The sequence below is a fragment of the Millionella massiliensis genome, from assembly GCF_900104655.1.
GTDB classification, from domain to species: domain Bacteria; phylum Bacteroidota; class Bacteroidia; order Bacteroidales; family Rikenellaceae; genus Rikenella; species Rikenella massiliensis.
In genome coordinates this window covers 1,241,572-1,258,923 of sequence record NZ_FNWD01000002.1, presented here as the reverse complement: position 1 = coordinate 1,258,923, position 17,352 = coordinate 1,241,572, and the positions used below count along the sequence as shown (strand labels likewise).

General features: G+C 45.7%; 13 protein-coding genes. 10 read left to right on the top strand and 3 right to left on the bottom strand.

The features are described 5' to 3' along the window. Positions 1–61 precede the first annotated feature (61 nt). The 3 genes from BQ5379_RS04970 to BQ5379_RS04960 form a co-directional block, all read right to left on the bottom strand. Positions 62–1,201: an acyltransferase gene (locus tag BQ5379_RS04970; protein WP_071134416.1), complete on the bottom strand. Its 1,140-nt coding sequence runs from the start codon at positions 1,199–1,201 to the stop codon at positions 62–64. 596 nt (positions 1,202–1,797) lie between these two features. Continuing rightward, on the bottom strand, positions 1,798–2,361 hold the full coding sequence (locus BQ5379_RS04965) for a Crp/Fnr family transcriptional regulator (protein ID WP_071134415.1): 564 nt from the start codon (positions 2,359–2,361) through the stop codon (positions 1,798–1,800). Positions 2,362–3,023: 662 nt separating this feature from the next. Continuing rightward, positions 3,024–3,617, bottom strand: a complete 594-nt coding sequence (locus tag BQ5379_RS04960) for a recombinase family protein (RefSeq protein WP_071134414.1) — start codon at positions 3,615–3,617, stop codon at positions 3,024–3,026. Between the two features lie 1,263 nt (positions 3,618–4,880). Here BQ5379_RS04960 and BQ5379_RS04950 point away from each other — a divergent pair. From BQ5379_RS04950 to grpE, 10 genes are all read left to right on the top strand, one after another. After that, a complete protein-coding gene (locus BQ5379_RS04950; RefSeq protein WP_071134412.1) occupies positions 4,881–5,582 on the top strand; it encodes a protein kinase domain-containing protein in 702 nt (233 codons plus the stop codon). A 58-nt stretch (positions 5,583–5,640) separates the two neighbouring features. Continuing rightward, positions 5,641–6,396: an ATP-binding protein gene (locus tag BQ5379_RS04945; protein WP_071134411.1), complete on the top strand. Its 756-nt coding sequence runs from the start codon at positions 5,641–5,643 to the stop codon at positions 6,394–6,396. Between the two features lie 15 nt (positions 6,397–6,411). Beyond that, positions 6,412–7,695, top strand: coding sequence for a serine/threonine protein kinase (locus tag BQ5379_RS04940; RefSeq protein WP_071134410.1), 1,284 nt, complete (start codon positions 6,412–6,414; stop codon positions 7,693–7,695). Between the two features lie 83 nt (positions 7,696–7,778). Continuing rightward, the gene (locus BQ5379_RS04935) at positions 7,779–8,471 is read left to right on the top strand and encodes a vWA domain-containing protein (protein WP_083377741.1); all 693 of its coding nucleotides are present in this window, start codon (positions 7,779–7,781) and stop codon (positions 8,469–8,471) included. Positions 8,472–8,485: 14 nt separating this feature from the next. Further along, positions 8,486–9,835 carry a PP2C family serine/threonine-protein phosphatase gene (locus tag BQ5379_RS04930; RefSeq protein ID WP_159431216.1) on the top strand — a complete coding sequence of 450 codons (1,350 nt, stop codon included), beginning with the start codon at positions 8,486–8,488 and terminating at the stop codon, positions 9,833–9,835. Between the two features lie 17 nt (positions 9,836–9,852). Further along, entirely contained in the window at positions 9,853–11,856 is a 2,004-nt protein-coding gene (locus BQ5379_RS04925) for an Hsp70 family protein (RefSeq protein WP_143039391.1), read from the top strand. Between the two features lie 204 nt (positions 11,857–12,060). Continuing rightward, positions 12,061–12,615, top strand: coding sequence for a zinc ribbon domain-containing protein (locus BQ5379_RS04915; RefSeq protein ID WP_143039390.1), 555 nt, complete (start codon positions 12,061–12,063; stop codon positions 12,613–12,615). An 11-nt stretch (positions 12,616–12,626) separates the two neighbouring features. Continuing rightward, the gene (locus BQ5379_RS04910; protein ID WP_071134405.1) at positions 12,627–16,571 is read left to right on the top strand and encodes a tetratricopeptide repeat protein; all 3,945 of its coding nucleotides are present in this window, start codon (positions 12,627–12,629) and stop codon (positions 16,569–16,571) included. A gap of 13 nt (positions 16,572–16,584) precedes the next feature. Further along, the gene (locus BQ5379_RS04905) at positions 16,585–16,860 is read left to right on the top strand and encodes a hypothetical protein (protein WP_071134404.1); all 276 of its coding nucleotides are present in this window, start codon (positions 16,585–16,587) and stop codon (positions 16,858–16,860) included. Between the two features lie 2 nt (positions 16,861–16,862). Continuing rightward, entirely contained in the window at positions 16,863–17,309 is a 447-nt protein-coding gene (gene grpE, locus BQ5379_RS04900; protein WP_071134403.1) for a nucleotide exchange factor GrpE, read from the top strand. Positions 17,310–17,352: the final 43 nt, after the last annotated feature.

The following is a 17,352-nucleotide window of genomic DNA, read 5'->3' as shown; positions in this document are numbered from 1 at the left end:
GCGAATACTTCATGTTTGTCGGATGTCGCTATGGGCACTCACAACTCGGCTGCCGGGCCGATCAACCCATGATCCACCGTCCTGTCCGACCCGCTTTGCGGACGAGATGGACGAAACCCCAGGTGACCGTGAGCACCGCCACCGTACAGAGTACCATCTTCAGCATGGTGTGTATCGGGAGCGACTCGATGAGCATGTAGCACGGTCCCAGAAACAGGTAGTGGGACATCCAGATGCCGAACGTACAGGTCGAGAGACCGACTACCGCCCGGGACACCCGCGACGACCCGATGCGGAGTTTCTGTACGGCCAGAAAGATCGGCAGCGTCATCAGCAGCACGTTCGGCGAACAGTAGGTGAAGAACAGCTCGACCCGTTCGACCGGTTGACCCGGTACGGCCGTGATGGACTTAAAGCCAAAGAACGTTACGCCGTATCCGATCGCAAAGGCCGGAATGCCGATGGCGGCCAGTCGGCTCCAACTGATCTTCACGGGATGGTTCACCAGGTGGTATCCCAGCAGCAGGTAGCCGTTGAAGCCGGCAAAGTAGTAGAGGAGTCCGAACTCGTTCCACGAACAGGTGCCCCAAAGGTCGCCGGTGAGGTACTCCCGCAGGTAGGGGATGAAGAGCGAGGCGAACCACAGACCCAGAAAGATTCGTTGTTCACGGAGCGTGGCGCTGCGGACCCAGGCCGAGAAGATCGGCATGTAGAGGTAGAGCCCGATCAGCAGGTAGACGTACCACATCTGTACGGCCAGCATCGAGAAGTTGAACGGGATCATTCCGATGCGGTGCAGTGCGCCGGCGAATGATGCGTCGGGTTCGGCCCAGGCAAAGAAATCGTTGATCACCGAGGTCGGCAGGCCCAACAGCCCCGTGATCCACGGGAAGAGGTTGTAGACCACGGACCAGATCAGAAACGGAACCACTACCCGGGGCAACCGTTTGGCGTAGAAGGCGGTGAAGGTTTCGCGCACGGGCAGCAGCAGTGCCCCGGTGACCATCACGAACAGCGGAATGGCCGGTCGCATCAGCGACCCGTACAGACTTCCCCAGAGGTTGTACCAGGGTTCGGAACGTTCGGCCGGCGTGACATTGTCGGTACAGTGTACGGCTACCATCATGAAGATGGCGATCACTTTCACCACGTCGAGCCAGACGATTCGTGGGCGATTGTTATCGACGGATACTCCTTTCATGCCTTTTTTTGCACAAATGTAGCTTTCGGCACGAAGGCGTTTTTTGACCTAAGTCAAAAAACGTATGCTCTGTTTTCGGTATGATTTCCGGCCTGTATGTTCCTCTATCTTCCGGGTTGGAAAGTGGCTGTATGCGTGTTCCGTGGTCTGTCTCCTTGTTCTTAAGATATATACTTCCGGACGGTTTTCTTGCTGGAGCTTCTGGCTGCGAGTTTCTTGTACTGGGTATCTCTCCGGCATTGGCTTTCGTTGTGAAAGTTTCATGTATTTGATTCCGCCCGATGATTTCCCATGTTTGGTTATCCTCGGCGGATGCCTGTATGGGGTAGGCACGGGAACCGGTTTTTGCGTATAGGGCTTCCGTCGTGGTTCCTCGTGCCGATGCGCGGGCGTGTGGTGCGAGTTTGTTGGTTTATCCGCCTCTCTATGCCGGCACTGCGCCCATGCTCCAGCACGGTTCCTTCCGTGTCGGGTTTCGGCTTCCTACGGTTCGACATCCTCCTTGCGGTTCACCGGCACTCCTCAGTTTGGCGACCGGATGGCACGGCTTCTTGTGGTACAGTCCCTCGATCCCCTTCTAACCTGTTCCGATCCGCCTACCGTTCGGCGCGGATCCGGCTCAGGGTCGACAGCGAGATGCCCAAAAACGAGGCGATATATCCCAGGTTGACCCGCTGGCAGATGTCCGGAAAGGTCTTCAGCAGCACGTTGTATCGGTCACGGGCCGTCATGGTCAGGTTGTCGATGCGGACACACTGAAGGGTCAGCAGACACTCCTGATGGATCACCCGGCTCCAGTTGGCCAGTTCGATGTTTGTGGCGTAGAGACTGTTCAGAGTTCCGATCGGGATGGAGTAGGCCAGGGTCGGTTCGACCGTCTCGACAAACTCGAATCCGGCTGTGTTGTGGTACAGACAGAGCAGACCGAACGTGATGTCGCCCTCCTTGGAAAACCAGGTTGTGTGTTCCACACCGTCGGCCAGGCAGTACGAGCGGGTCAGCCCCTGTTCGATGAAGTAGACGTTACGGTCGATGACGCCTCCGCGGATGATCAGGTGTTTGGCTGGGAAGCGGTGGACCGTAAAGTGTTGGGTCAGCTGTTGGATGGATGCGTCGGATACGGGGTAGTAGCTGCGGATCGAGCGGATGATGTTTTGCATGAGCACGGCGGGGTGGGGGTTGACGGATGATTCTCGGAACATTAAAAATAGGGATAATTCTGCAGTCGGTCTGTGGGTATCGTAAATTTTCAGCAACAAGTTTTTTGATGGCAATGTCTGGTCGAGTGCTTACCCGTCAGAGGGGTATTACCTCGAACAGAGGTTGTAGCGAACACTTCATGTTTGTCGGCTGTTGGCGCTAACTTATCAACTCTGTCATCTGTCTTCTCAAACACTTATTGCTCCGCCACGAGCACGGTGTCTCCGGTCACCCTGACAGAGGGGTTTCTGACGACATAAGCGATACGCAGTATCGCCCGCTCCACCGCGAGCACGCGGGGCCCGCGCGGCAGCGCAGTCAATGAACGTTTTTTGATCGACACACAATCTATTCCGACGAATAGATTGTGTGTATCAGATATATTCTATCATCTGTCAATGAACCAGTCTGGAACTGCCCTCACGCCGGGCAGGCGGTGGCTTCGGCCACCCCGTCAGAGGGGTATTGCCTCGAATCGGACTCGTACCGTGCCCTTGCCCGCCAAATTTGTAAGAGCCGGTCCGGTAAGAGTGTGCCCGGAGACCGTGGTTGAAGTTTGGTGACTGGCAGACTGTGCGGGCGGGACGATTGCGGCTCCGGCGGGGCGGAAGTATCGGATGGATCAGACTGCGCCGTGGGTGTCCAGGGCCTTCAGGTAGCGGTAGTAGGTGCAACGCGGAACGCCGAACGTCCGACAGGCTTCGCCCACGGCGATGCCCTCGCTCGCGATGAGTTGCCGGATGGCCTGCACCTTCCGCAGGGTCGTGGGGTCGATCCCCCGGGGACGACCGAGCCGTTTGCCGCGCTCACGGGCCGCTGCCAACCCCTCTCGGGTACGCTGGGCCAGCAGATTCCGTTCGAATTCGTTGATCGAGAGCACGAAGTCGAGCAACAGTTTGTAGAAGGCGTCGCCGGCGTCCATGCGGAACCAGCTGTCCGAGAGCGACCGCAGCGAGGCTCCCTGCCGACCGATCCGTTCGATCAGCTCCATCAGGTCGTTCCGCGAGCGGCTGATGCGCGAGAGGTCTGTCACCACCACCGTGTCGCCGGGTCTGAGCCCCTCGAGCATCCGTTGCAGCACGGGACGGTTCAGCGATGTCCCGGTGAATTTCTCTTCGTAGATGTGTCGCCGGTCGATGCCGTGCGCGAGCAGCGCATCGATCTGCCGGTCGAGATTCTGGGCCTCGGTGCTGACCCGGACATATCCGATCTCCATGGTTGTCTCAAAAAATGTTGTTTTGTGAATTTATGAAACAAAACGGTATTTGAGACACCGCGGACCCCAAAATTTCGCCCTTTCGAGGCTGATTCCTGCCGGTGTCGTATTGTCTCAAAAAATGACCGTTTTTTGAAACGACTTATTTCGTCATTTCCGACGCCCGTGTTCAAAGCTCTTTATGTCGGCCGTGGAGGTTTGGACGTGAAGAGGACTTCTATTCCGATTGCTGACAGACGGCGCCAATCCTGGGCAGCATGGGGGTGACCTGGGACTTTGTGGCGCGCTCGTTATAGTATGTTACGTTCATAATCAGATAGAATAGATAGACTGTTTTATGGTCAGCCGCATCTCCAGGACCGTTACATCTTCACGGCGCACCGCCATTGTCGGAGTCTAGTTTGATAGGGGCCGATTCGGATCCGCAAGTAGCGATTGGGATTTGAGGCCCCGGGAGTAGTGTGGCCTCGGGTTGGCTCCCGGGTATAATCTTCCGTAAAAGTAGGTAGAAGCCTAATGTGTCCTGCAAACCTTCAATTGAAGGTTTGCAGGAGCGGCTGAGATCGTGCTAACGTAATATTTGGATCGAAAATTTTTGCGAAAGATTAGATATGTTTATAAAGAAATAGGGGCGATTATAACGCCATCACAGAGAAACGCTGATAACTCTATAATATTGAAAACATCAAGGAATCGAGCGTCAAGTGCCTAATAGACTATACCTGCTGTATTCGTTTTCCATAACAACGATAAAAAATGATCGGTAGTATAATTCTTTGTCCAGAATTATTAACTTTACATTCAGAGTAATTATGGACAATATCAACAAAATTTAAGTGGTACTTGCAAAAGATGGTAGAATTCGATAAGTGATTTGCCGAACAATTGGGAATGGTTTTTATGACCGTTTTCAAATGAGGGACAAACGTCACAAGGCCTGATTTGCAAACATTATCTAATAGGGTGTTCGATATTAAGTGTCTATTTCAGTGCTAATTAGCAAATAAAATACAATGGTAATCCATCCTGCTTTGCGACGAGTGGGTTAAATAGTTAAGCAACATGGCAATTCTGGAAGTTAACCAGAAAATAGGTTCGTATTCTGTAGAGTCCTTTTTGAAAGAAGGACCGTATAATGAATCGTACAGAGTTAAAAATAACTCGGACGAGTTGTTTTTCTTAAAAATTTATGATTTACAAAAGGTACCTGAAAAGGTGTTGAATTCAGATTCAATCATCACAGAGATAAGCTACTGTGAATAGATGAATCATGCTAATGTAATTAGCTATGTAGAAAAGGGCGTGTTTGTTAAAGATGAGACCAATTATCCATATCTTGTCACAAAGTATGTTCAAGGCAGTTTGGTGGCAGATCCTTTGACAAAAGGAAGGATATTCTCTCTGGATATGGCGCTGAACATTGTCAAGAACGCGCTGAAAGGGCTGGCTCACATACATTCGCTGGGACTTGTCCACAATGACATTACGCCTCGAAATATCATATACTATCCAAAGAACCTTTCAACCACAACAATAATAGATCTTGCACACGTATCTGCGCCCGGCACAGATGTTCATTCATTTGAGACCTCGGACCTCACAAATTACTTTCGCGCACCGGAGACATATAACTATGTATTTGACGAGCGTTCAGATATTTACGCAATGGCAGCAGTCTTATATGCCATGCTTTTTGGCAAGGCTCCGTGGTACTCGGAATCTGAGGAGAACTTGAGCTACGAAAAGATGAAGGAAGTCACCTTTGAACGACTCTCTTTTTCAGGTTCGTTAGACAAATGTCCACCCTGGCTCCAAGCCATACTTAAAATGTGTCTTTCGTTTGATCCGAACAGACGAATACAAACTGCAGAAGATTTTTTGCAGGCATTGGAGCGGGAGGAATGCCCCAGGACATGGAAGATCACCCGTAAAGACAGAGTTTGCCCCAGTCGACGCGAAGTCTAAACGTGGTATTTATAAAATATCACCCAAGGCAGGGAATGGTTTTGCGGACGTAGCTGGCATGGATGATATCAAAGCCATGCTCCAGCAAAAAGTATTGTTCTTGCTCAAAAATCCGGAGAAAGTACAAAAATACAAACTCACTTTGCCCAACGGCATGCTGCTTTACGGCCCTCCAGGATGCGGAAAGACGTTCTTTGCGGAGAAATTCGCAGAAGAAGCTTGTCTGAATTACATATGCGTTAAAGGTTCCGATGTCGGCAGCTCCTACATACATGGGTCACAAAGCAAGATCGCGCAATTATTTGAAGAAGCCGAGCAGCAGGCTCCTTCTGTGATATGCTTCGATGAGTTTGATGCAATGGTGCCAAAGAGAACTTCTGCTGAAGCAAGTACATTGATGAATCCAGAGGTGAATGAGTTCTTGAGTCAGATGAACAATTGCTCCCAAAGAGGGATATTTGTCATCGGTACCACCAACCAGAAGGATCTGATCGATCCGGCAGTTCTTAGAACAGGTAGGCTTGACATCCATATTGAAGTTGGCGCACCCGACAAGGCTACAAGAAAGAAAATGTTTGATTTGTATCTGAAGGATAGACCCTGTGTGGAAGTTAACACTGAAGAACTTGCTGATAAAACAGACAATTATTCCTCCAGCGATATTGCATTCATTGTCAATGATGCAGCTCTTGTAGCGGCCTTTAAAGATTCTCCAATTGAGCAGTCAATGTTGCTTGACTCGATAAAGAACCGCCCCTCTTCATTAGGTGCCAGCGCAAATAAAACCGTGCGTAGAAAAATCGGTTTTGCATAAAAGCGGTTTTCATTTATGGAACTAACGGAAGGAACAGAAATAAAGTTGCTAAATGGCAAAACCTGTACGATTGATTCTGAATTGGGCAGAGGTGGGCAGGGCATTGTTTATCTCGTGGATTATTGCGGGGGAGACTATGCACTGAAATGGTATACGAAGGAGTACTCAGATGATTTCTATGAAAATTTGAAGAGTAATGCAAACGCAGGTGCGCCAAGTAAGGCTTTCCTATGGCCATTGGCCGTAACCGAACGCCAATATGGTAGCTTTGGATATGTGATGCCTCTCCGCCCAAGAGGTTACAGGGAGTTCGGCGAATTCATGCTTGCAAAGACTCATTTTTCCAGTATGGCTGCCAACATCCACGCCGCTTTGTGTATTTGTGATGCTTTTCAGAAACTGCATATCAGAGGTCTTAGTTATCAGGACATGAATGATGGCAATTTCTTTATCAATCCAAAAAGTGGAGATGTCCTCATATGTGACAATGACAATGTGGCACCCGACAGGACGAACCTCGGAATTATAGGAAAGGCTGGTTACCTCGCTCCCGAAATAGTTGATCGGCAATCCATGCCGAATAGATATTCTGACTACTTCTCAATGGCGGTAATTTTGTTTATTCTGTTTTACTATAATCGTCCATTTGAAGGAAAGAAATATGCGAGTTGCAGCTGTATGACTGAAGACCTTGAGAAAGAACTATTCGGACATAATGCGGTATTCATTATGGATCCCTCGGATGATTCGAATCGTCCGGTTGAAGGTCTTCATACTAATGTAATACGACGTTGGGGGTTATTCCCCCAATTTATAGAGTCCCTGTTTGTCCAGGCTTTTAGTCGGCAGGCAATTCTGTTTCCTGAAAAAAGGATTATTGATCGAGAATGGATGACTCGTATGATTCAATTGCGGTCCGTGCTCGGTCGTTGTCCCCATTGCAATGAGGAGACCTTCATTGTCCCAGATGTCGTCAACCAAGCTTGCGTAGATTGTGAAATGCCCATTCCAAAGCCTATGCTTCTCAAGGTTGATCAGTATAGGATACCTCTTTTTGAAGGTCAGAAGATATACAACGTGCAGTTGCCGATTGAAGGGGATTTGAATGCTGTAGTTGGTGAGGTCGTGCGAAATACAGTTACTGGAAGATTAGGCATAAAAAACTATTCTTCATTTACCTGGCAGGCGGTGGATCCTATCGGAAGCGTACACAATGTGGCTCCAGAAGCGGGTATGCCGATCAAGAATGAGATGAAGATTAAATTCAGAATGGGAATTAACGCATTGATTGTTAGATAATATGGGGAAATTAAACGCACCTGTCGATAAATTGCCGAGAAAAACGCTGACCGTTTTTTTTCTTGATTGATACATCAGGAAGTATGGCTGGAGGCAAAATTTCAAGTCTTAATGTCGCCATAAGAGATACATTGCCCATGTTGGAACAAATCTCTTCTGAAAATACTGATACTGAAATAAAAATTGCAGCTCTTCAATTTGCAAGTGGATGTGATTGGATGTATCCTCGTCCTCTTCCAGTGGAAAGTTTCGAGTGGAATGACCTTGAAGCAGCTGGACTGACCAGTTTGGGGGCCGCCTATCTGGAACTTCAGAAAAAGTTATCCCATACATCAGGCTTTATGCAAGAAGCGAATGCGTCTTGTGCCCCCGTGATGATTTTATTCTCAGATGGAGTCCCGACAGATGATGCTAAACATGGGCTTGAGTATCTCAAAGGTAATAATTGGTATAGGGCAGCCATCAAAATTGCAGTAGCAATTGGTGATGATACGAATAAGGATGTTCTGAAGGAGTTTGTGAATAATAATAGCGAGGCGGTATTGACCGTGCATAATGTTACAGACTTAAAAAAGATGATTTATCTGGTGTCAGTAACAGCTTCTCAGGTGGCTTCCAAGGGGATTTCTGTTGGCATTGATGCTCCTGAATCTCGCCAGGAGGAGGTGATGCAAGATATCAAAAAAGCGATCAAACAGGATTCCAGTCTGAAAACGGTTGATGTCGGTTCAGATGCCGATGATAACAAAGGTTCTGATGACTGGACGAATTGGTAAGAAGGGATAGCATTGTGAAGTCTGCATTTAATAAATCGGTCAAAGGTGCAAGTCATATTGCATCAGGAAAACCTTGTCAGGACTATTCCATCTCCTATGATGGGTGTGGTATAGTCATCGCGGTGGTTTGTGACGGTCACGGCGGCAGCTCTTATTTCAGAAGTGATGTTGGCTCACGACTTGCTGCAGAGGTCACACTTGATCAGTTAAGGGAGTTTGCTCGAGACATTCCACCTGAGACCTTCGCCAATAAGAAATTTGCCATAACGGCAAAACCTAAACGTAATCCGTTCATTGACTCTGAAGGCAAGCGTGTACGCTATGAAGAATTGAACGAAGAACAACGACGATATGCTCGTCAAGCCCAGGCATATGTTGAAGCCGAAGGACAGTGCAAGGAACAACGGGCCTGTATGGAAGCTCTTCTGAACGATATCTACGAGGAGTGGAAAAGAGAAATCCTTAGGGATGAAAAAGCAAATCCTCTCAGCAAGCAGGAAAGGAATATTCTAAACGGCCAAGGAATTGAAACGGCGTATGGCTGTACGCTTTTGGCTTTCATGAAGACCCCGGACTATTGGCTGTCGTTTCATATAGGTGATGGAAAGATATTAGTATGTGACAGCTCCTTGGTCTGGACCACCCCCGTTCCAGAAGACTGCACCTGTTTCTTGAATTACACAACTTCGCTTTGCGACAATAATCCATTAGGCGAATTCAGATATGCCTTCAGTGGAAACGGAGATCAGCCGTTTGCGGTCATGCTGTGTTCGGACGGAGCAGACGGTTCTGTGAGAACAGACGATAATCTTCAGGATTTCTATGAACAGATTATCGGACTATTCCTTGACGGTGATGATGTGGAGGAAGAACTAAGTAGTTGTCTCCCGGAGGTTAGCAAAGACGGCAACAAAGATGACGTCTCGATTTCCGGATTTGTCGATCTGAAGGACATTGACACCGAAGGGCTAAGAAAAAAACTCGAAATCAAAAAGAGGAACAGAAATATAAAGTCCGATTACCGAGCCCGGGAATCAGAAATAAATGCTATCAAAGAAAAAATAGATCATCTCAGAATAAAGTATGAGATGCGAAAAGAATTGCGTTTTGGAAAGCAAACCGAATTGGAGGGCATCAGGCATGGACTTAAGATGAAAGAAAAAGAGCTTGAGTCAATCGAAGTCTCTGTGTCTACTATCAAAAGAGAAATCGAGGAACTGGAGCAAACATTAGAGACAAAAAACAAGGACCTTGAAGACTGGAAGTTCACAGTTAAAAATGAGATGGCTGAGAATGAGGCAGCATTAACAAACAACGCAAAAGATGACGGGGACACGTCTTCGTTAGCGGTTACAAATTGGTAATTACAAATCATAGGCATATGGGAAAAGCAATTGGTATAGACCTGGGAACAACCAACTCTGTTGTTGCATTCAAAGACGTTTCTGTCAGAACGATTCAGACAGGGGCGAATAATGAAGATTTATGTCGTTCATGTGTTGCCATGGACAAAAATGGTAATTTCATCGTAGGTAATTCGGTATTCAACGCATGGAAACGACACGTACCCAACATCGTAGTATCTGCCAAACGTTTGATGGGCGCCTCTATTAATGATTCCAACGTCCAGAAGATGAAGGCCGATAAACAGGCATATCCTTTTGGTATTCAAAAATTGTCCAGCGGTACAGAAGACGCTGTGGCTATCCTTCTTCACGGCAAAGAGTTTACGCCAGAGCAAATCAGCGCTGAGATACTCAGAGCTCTGAAAAATGACGCTAGTACGAAACTTGGAGATGTTGAGTATGCAGTCATCACCGTTCCTGCATACTTTAATGAAAAGCAGAAGTCTGCTACCAAGAAGGCAGCCAAACTTGCCGGCCTTAAGGTTCTGCAGCTGTTAGCCGAACCTACGGCAGCCGCTCTCTCATATGGTTTTGACAACCTTAAGCCAGACGAGGACAAAACGCTTCTGATCTATGACTTTGGAGGTGGTACCTTTGACCTTTCTATTCTTACTGCCGCCGGCGGTCAGTTCGTGGAGACCGGCGCCGGTGGCGACAGATGGTTGGGCGGTGATGACATCGATATAATCTTGTCCGATTATATCAAAGGACAAATCGAGTCCCAAAACAATCTTGATCTTCAGGATCTTTTGAGTCAGAAAACGGATAAGGAGGTCAAGGAATTCACGGCCGGTCTGAAGGCCGACGTAGAAAATGCCAAAAAGACATTGAGCCAAAGTACATCTGCAACCATTTTTGTCAGTCAATATCTTGAAGATGAAGATGGTGAGCCAATTGATGATATTGTTGTTTCAAGAGACACTTTTGAGGCGCTTATCAGGCCTCTGATTGAAAGAACGATTGACTTAATTGAAGAGTTACTGGCCAAGACCAGCATCTCTGCGGATGATATTTCGAACATTCTTCTCGTGGGAGGTTCTTCATGTATCCCTCTTGTTAAGAGAATGCTTGTTGAAAAGTATGGCGAAGAAAAGATCCTTTCTTCAGAAAAACCCATGTTGGCCATAGCTCATGGTGCAGCCATTCTTGCAGCCTCCATGGATACTTCGAAATGGAAGGATGACGACGACGATGACGACTTTGACGAAAATGCTGCTCCATCCGACGGCCCCATTGTTTATACGGCAAAACATAACTATTTGATCCAACTGCAAAGAAACGGCAGGAAAGAGCTGGACAAGTTGATTGAAGACCAGACACCCCTCCCGTATTCGATAAATCGTCAGTTCAGTACAACCGTCAATGACCAGAAGATTGTCGAGGTGTGTCTGTTCAATGATGCTGAAGATGGTACATACGAAAAAATTACATCAGGGTTCTTTAATATCAATGAAAATCTGCCCGCAGGGAGTAAACTTAACTTCACGTTTAATCTGGATGAGGATGAAACATTGCGCGTGAAGGTAAAGGTTGTGCAGACAGGCAAGATATCGCGAGTGGTACTTGGGCGAGGGAACCAAGACTCCAGTTGTCTCAGTGAAATCTCAAGCTCAATAGAAGACGTCATGAATGACGACAGTATCTCAGACAATAAGAAAGCTACATTTATGTCCAAGATTCAAAACATCATTGACGTTATCGAAAAGAGCCGCTTAAAGTCTGAAGATGACAAATGGTTGGAACTTGAGCAGCAGGTTAAGACAGCCAAGCAGTTTGCAATAGAGCAGGATGAAGCAACTGTCAAACTCGGTGTTATCCTCGCAACAATTCTGGTCAAGAATTTCCGTCAATACGTCGATCCTGCGGATTATGACCAAATGTCGACCAATCTCAAACGGTACGAGTCAGCTTCGGACAAGTTCCAAAGAGAATCAATCAAGATTTGGAAGATACTGCAAACCGGTATGGTCTCCTGTTGAACATCTTCCTTTTCAAAATTATTGCGAACAGAGCTACCTCTCCGCAAGATGCTGCCAGAGCCAACTGTGCATTTGACGAAATGATGCAGGCTCTAAGAACGGGTGATGTCGCAGCTATCCGACGTATTCAGAACGAGAACAGTGACCTGCTCAGAGAGAACGGTTCTGAAATTAAGGATTGGGGTGTCGGAATCGGTTTGTAATATGGAAACCATCAAATGTCCGGTATGCGGAAATCCAGGTATTTCCAATTACAGAAAAGAGGATGTCATTTGTCCCCATTGTGGTAGTGACTTGAGAATCTACCGAACAGTTGCAGATCTTGGTGAAGATAATGCAACTGCTGGTAATGGTGTCAAAAGATTCAAGACCTTGTCGATTGTTTTACCCATCGTTTCAGCAATAATTGCAATTGGGGCAACATGTCTTTTGTATCCTGATCCCCAACAGCCGAATGACTACGATGGCATTCTGGTTGAGAAAGACAAAACAATTTCCACGCTTTGTGATTCAGTATCTGCGCTTCAGGCGCAGATACTGGAACTCACAACTACCCAGGCAAAAAACAATTCAAGGGAATACATCATTGTACCTAATGATGGGCCTTGGAGGATCGTCCATAAGCTGTACGGAAATCGTTCGGATTGGAAGGAAATCGCGCAAAGAATAGCTGAAGATAACGGGATATGGGATGCCGAAAGCAAGTCGTGGAAACTAATTCATCCTGGCCAGATTCTGAAGATTAATAAAGAACAATAACTTCCGCCAAAATGGGATTGATATCATATATAAAAAAGCGGTATTACAACTATAAGCTTCACAAGGCTGACCGGTTGATGCGTGCAAACCGTTCGGCTAAAGCTGAACAAATTTATCTTGCACTTCTCAAAAAACAGCCATTTGCAGCTGTCCGACTTGCAGATTACTATTTTTCACTGGCAAGAAATGCAGATGCGAACCGTATTAATGGTCTTTTTAACAAAATCGTAAATCTGGAAACGGCAGCAAATGGTGTATATGATATAGTCTCCTACAATGCCAGTCTACAACGGATTTCAGAATATATATACCAAAGAGCCGCATCATTATTCAAGGCCGGTTCTTTTGCAGACTGTTGTATTGTTTTGAAAGCGCTGAATGACTCAAGACACAAAACAGAGAACACCCTCGACTTATATTGTGCATCAAGAATCAACCAAGCGCTCAATGATGTTTTCAGAACCAGGATATCGGATCCGTCATTTGGTTCGCATGTCGCCGTCTTGCAAGAAGAGTGGTCTCGAGGGAAGCAGATTCAAGGTGTTGGCGATGTTGTAAAAAGTTGTATTAACGATCTGATCAAACAAAAGAGATTTTATGCAGCTAATGAATTGCTGGCCATTACCGGCGGTAAACAAGAGGAACCCTGCATTTGGGATAATGCGACTCAAATAGTCAGCGGGAATGACTCGGAAGCTACTTCCGTTGCGTTGGCGAAGACGGTATCAACTTACGGAGAAGCGATTATTTTACGCGAGGGCATTTCTGTTGAAGAATCGGTCTCGATCTTTAAGAATTGTTGGAAAGTATCGAAGGATGTCCATGTATTAATGGATTCTTTGACGCATGCCCAATCGGAAAGTGTCAAGGATGCTCTACGCAATGCCATATTGGACAATCCGAGAGAATTTCTTGCAGATCGGCAGCTGTTGGCGGAGTTCGCTACATGGTTGAGCCAAGATAACGACCCTGACTCTTCACTCAGGAATCTCGAAAAATTACATGCGCTAGGTTATAATATAGAGAAATTATATGTCGAGAGACTGCATGGTTGGATTGTGACTTTAGCAAATGACGCTCGCATCGTGCGTCTGGATCACGCGCAGGCACTGTTTCCCAATTCAACGACAATCATCGAGGACAAACTGGAGTGTGCCCAACAGTATGAATCCCGGAAAGAGTACGATAAAGCCATCTCGGTGGCTGACTCTATTATTGGGAAATGCAATAAGGCTTACTTCGTAAAAGCAAAAGCTTATTTCCATAAAGCCATTATTGAGAAGGCTGCAGACGAGAAGGAAGTTCTTTTATTTAAAGCATTTGAAGCGATAAAACATGTTTCTGACCATTATGCAGCCCAACTGAATAATACGATAACGGAATCATTAGTCGAGCTTGCAGATTTGTATTATGCATCAAAAGAAAAGGATCGTGCGTACAAAGTTCTGGACAAGCTGGGGCGAGAAGGGGTCAAGAGGGCTGTTTCTTCGATAATGGAGCACAGAGAGGCAGAAATTAAGGCCCTCTCCGCAGCATCCGACAGACTCAAAGCTTCAAACCTGGCGGTCAGGGAGATTGACAGTTATGGTATTCAGGAAGTAAAACAGGATCCTGTATATCAAACTCTTTGGGACATAAAGATTGCTGCTGCATTGGAATGGCTCAGGGGGACCAGCCATGCTGCTGCTGTATCAGAGCTGGAACGTATTGTGAGTGAGATCGAGTCCTCGGGATTTGATTCTGCTACGATTGCTGCCAAAAAGGGGAATGTATTGGCGGAAATAATAAAGCGCAAGTATCTAATTGCTCGTGACCAGGAACGCTCGAACAAACTGTTGGAGGCCGCAAACCTGTACAAAGAGATTAGCCGTTTAGAAGCTAAGCGACAGCCTACCCTGGCTGCATTAAGGTTTATCATCTGTAGACTAAAAATGCAGAACAATCAGGACATCCTGGATCATAAGGATGTGATTTATAATCTGCTCAGAAAAGCTGTAACTACTTTCCGTGCTGAGAAAGAAGATATTGCATACCGATTCGCACTCATATTACTGAAGTCCGGTGCAGATAAAGAAGCTCTAGCAGTCCTCCATGAATTTCTCCCATCAGAGGAGTATTTGAAGAAGGCTTGCGAGCAAGGAGAAATCATAAAAGCGCAGGCCAAATTAGCAGACTTCAACAACAAAATAGAGGCTGTTAAGACCCAGACTCTCTCATCGGATGATGCGATATACTTTATCAATCATATGCTAGAGTACGCAGACGTCATCAGGCCGATTCTCAACATCCCCAGAAGCACATTGGTGAAGTACAGGAACAAGTTGAAGAATTATGCCATCTTCAAACTATTTGAGGAGGAACGGTATAATGTCGCTTTTGAGAAAATGTTGAAGGAACACGCAGACTATCTGGATGATCTTTCGGCCTTAAGGAACATTGCTCTTACCTGTCTTAATATGGCCGAGTCCAAACAGATTACCCGAAGCAACTACAAGGAGGTAATAGCTGTTTGGCTTACTGCCATCTATCAAGAACGTCTTTTTGTCAAGACTTTAGATTATACCAGCTGGAACGATCAATACACCTTTACGCTGTATGATGCTTATGGGCATTTCAGCGAGGAAGAATATGGAGATTTACCAGATAATGTCACTTTTGACGATTCTGATGACAGTACTTTGGTCTCAATAAAAGAGGTACAGCGTTCACTTCTTGACAGATTTGAAGCTGCAATCGGCGAAGAACAGGAATATCACAATTTCTATGCGTCGCAGAAGGATGCAATGGATGCTTTCATTGCGCTTAACCTTGACGTGAAATGCAGACTTGTGGCTCCGTATATCGCAAAAAACAATGAAGATGTTTTTAACGATATAACAAGTGCTCTAGAATTCGAAAGAGAACAAGAGTATGACAATTGGGAAGATGTGCTCGCTGTTGGTGCAGCATATCAGTTGGCTGGGGCTATTTACACCGATTACAGTAAGGCAAAAACCTACTTTGAAGAATGTATGACGGCATTAACCACGCTCGATGCCACAAAATTCGTTGGCACAAGAGTCTCTCTTATCAAGCCATTCGACAAATTGCAATCTGCGTTGGTGTCAAGCATTAATAGCAGGATTTCTGCACTAACGTCGCACAACAAGACTGAGTTTAAGACGAATTTCAGATTCTACTTTGTCGTTTGTGATTGTATGAAGGATAAAACGCTCTCATTCATATTCTCCAAGTATATCCTGTCTTATGTGGTTGGAGAAGTAAACGACAAAAAGATAAAACTATCTGAAGCATCTGAATACCTTCTTTCTGCATACACATTAGATACGTCAAATTCAAGAATAAAGGAAAACTTGAAAACGTTATTTGAGATGCTATGCGAAGAAAACAATACGGAAAGTAATACCGCAGTAAGTGAGATTCTCTCCAAGGTTCAACCCCGGGATGTAGCGTTTTATCGTTCTCTTTATGCTGAATACCAGGAAACGACTATTACGAAGAATCTAAATTCTATTGTAGAAGGAGTAAACAATCATTCTTTGTCCGAAAAAGAAGCCCTTAAAAAGGTGTATGCAATGTATATAAGCAATCCTGAACATAAAGGGATCTGCAGGAATTTAGCTCAATTGGCAGAAATCTGTGTCTTGAAGTATATCATAAGTGACGATGTTGATTCTTATTCGGTTAAGACGATTTTGAATGGAATTATCAGCAACAAGAGTGTTGAGTTTAGGAATCAATCGGCAGTGTTTAGAAAAGCTTACAGTGATATATGGAATCAATTGCCCGCTAGCACCCAATTATTGTTGAGAGACGAGGATTATTTAACCGCCATTAGACACTCCCTGACTGCGAAAGGTATTGCCCTTAAAACAGGATTGAATCTGATGAAAAAACTTGGAGGTTTTACCAGTACAGACTCTTCCCAATTGGGCAGTTTTGATCTTCCATTTTAATCAATGAATCGATATGAAGAATCCATATATCATACTTGAAGTCCCGCAGGATGCAAATAATGCTCAAATACTCAAAGCTATGACGGTAGCAATGAGGAAGAGAATTTATCCAAATACTGACATCGCTCAAGCTCGGGCACAATTATGCAAACCTGCTACGAGGTTGGCTGCAGATTTTACATTCCCCATTTTTGAGCCATTTGATGATATGGCTCCACTTCAGGCAACTTTACAGCCTGAAATCATTGACATCAATTCCATTGATCCTGAAATTCACAGTTCATTGTAAGTATGAATACCAAACTAGCTCAGATTGAAAGCGAGATTACAAAAATTAAAAAGGAGAATCTCAAGCAGAGAAATGACATTGAAGAGTTGACACTTGGAAACGAGCGTCAGGTAGATGCTCTAATCAGTGATGTCATTCAAATAATCGACGCATTTGAGAAAGCGGAGGCTAAGGTCAAGGACAGTGGTCTATGTGAAACAGAGAATGCACAAAAGGCTGTAAAAAGAATGTTACAGCCTAAAAAAGTCGCCATGTCGATACTCTCGAAATATAATGTTACGCCAATAGACCTTGATGGCAAAATGGTTGATGATAACGTATGTATAGTTGTCGAAACAGAACCTGACCCGGAAAAAGAGGATGGATTCGTTCTTTCAACAGAAAAAAACGGATATATGCGTGGTAATCGCTTAATAAGAAGAGCTGAAGTCATTGTGGTAAGAAACTAGATTGCAGTATCCATGAATACTTCCATATATGCAAATAAACAGC

Bases quoted from the DNA above. Each gene is read 5' to 3' on its own strand.
- BQ5379_RS04905 (WP_071134404.1), top strand. From the start codon at position 16,585: ATGAAGAATCCATATATCATACTTGAAGTCCCGCAGGATGCAAATAAT.
- BQ5379_RS04935 (WP_083377741.1), top strand. From the start codon at position 7,779: ATGGCTGGAGGCAAAATTTCAAGTCTTAATGTCGCCATAAGAGATACA.
- BQ5379_RS04925 (WP_143039391.1), top strand. From the start codon at position 9,853: ATGGGAAAAGCAATTGGTATAGACCTGGGAACAACCAACTCTGTTGTT.
- BQ5379_RS04915 (WP_143039390.1), top strand. From the start codon at position 12,061: ATGGAAACCATCAAATGTCCGGTATGCGGAAATCCAGGTATTTCCAAT.
- BQ5379_RS04965 (WP_071134415.1), bottom strand. From the start codon at position 2,361: ATGCAAAACATCATCCGCTCGATCCGCAGCTACTACCCCGTATCCGAC.
- BQ5379_RS04945 (WP_071134411.1), top strand. From the start codon at position 5,641: ATGGATGATATCAAAGCCATGCTCCAGCAAAAAGTATTGTTCTTGCTC.
- BQ5379_RS04940 (WP_071134410.1), top strand. From the start codon at position 6,412: ATGGAACTAACGGAAGGAACAGAAATAAAGTTGCTAAATGGCAAAACC.
- BQ5379_RS04960 (WP_071134414.1), bottom strand. From the start codon at position 3,617: ATGGAGATCGGATATGTCCGGGTCAGCACCGAGGCCCAGAATCTCGAC.
- BQ5379_RS04950 (WP_071134412.1), top strand. From the start codon at position 4,881: ATGAATCATGCTAATGTAATTAGCTATGTAGAAAAGGGCGTGTTTGTT.
- grpE (WP_071134403.1), top strand. From the start codon at position 16,863: ATGAATACCAAACTAGCTCAGATTGAAAGCGAGATTACAAAAATTAAA.
- BQ5379_RS04970 (WP_071134416.1), bottom strand. From the start codon at position 1,201: ATGAAAGGAGTATCCGTCGATAACAATCGCCCACGAATCGTCTGGCTC.
- BQ5379_RS04910 (WP_071134405.1), top strand. From the start codon at position 12,627: ATGGGATTGATATCATATATAAAAAAGCGGTATTACAACTATAAGCTT.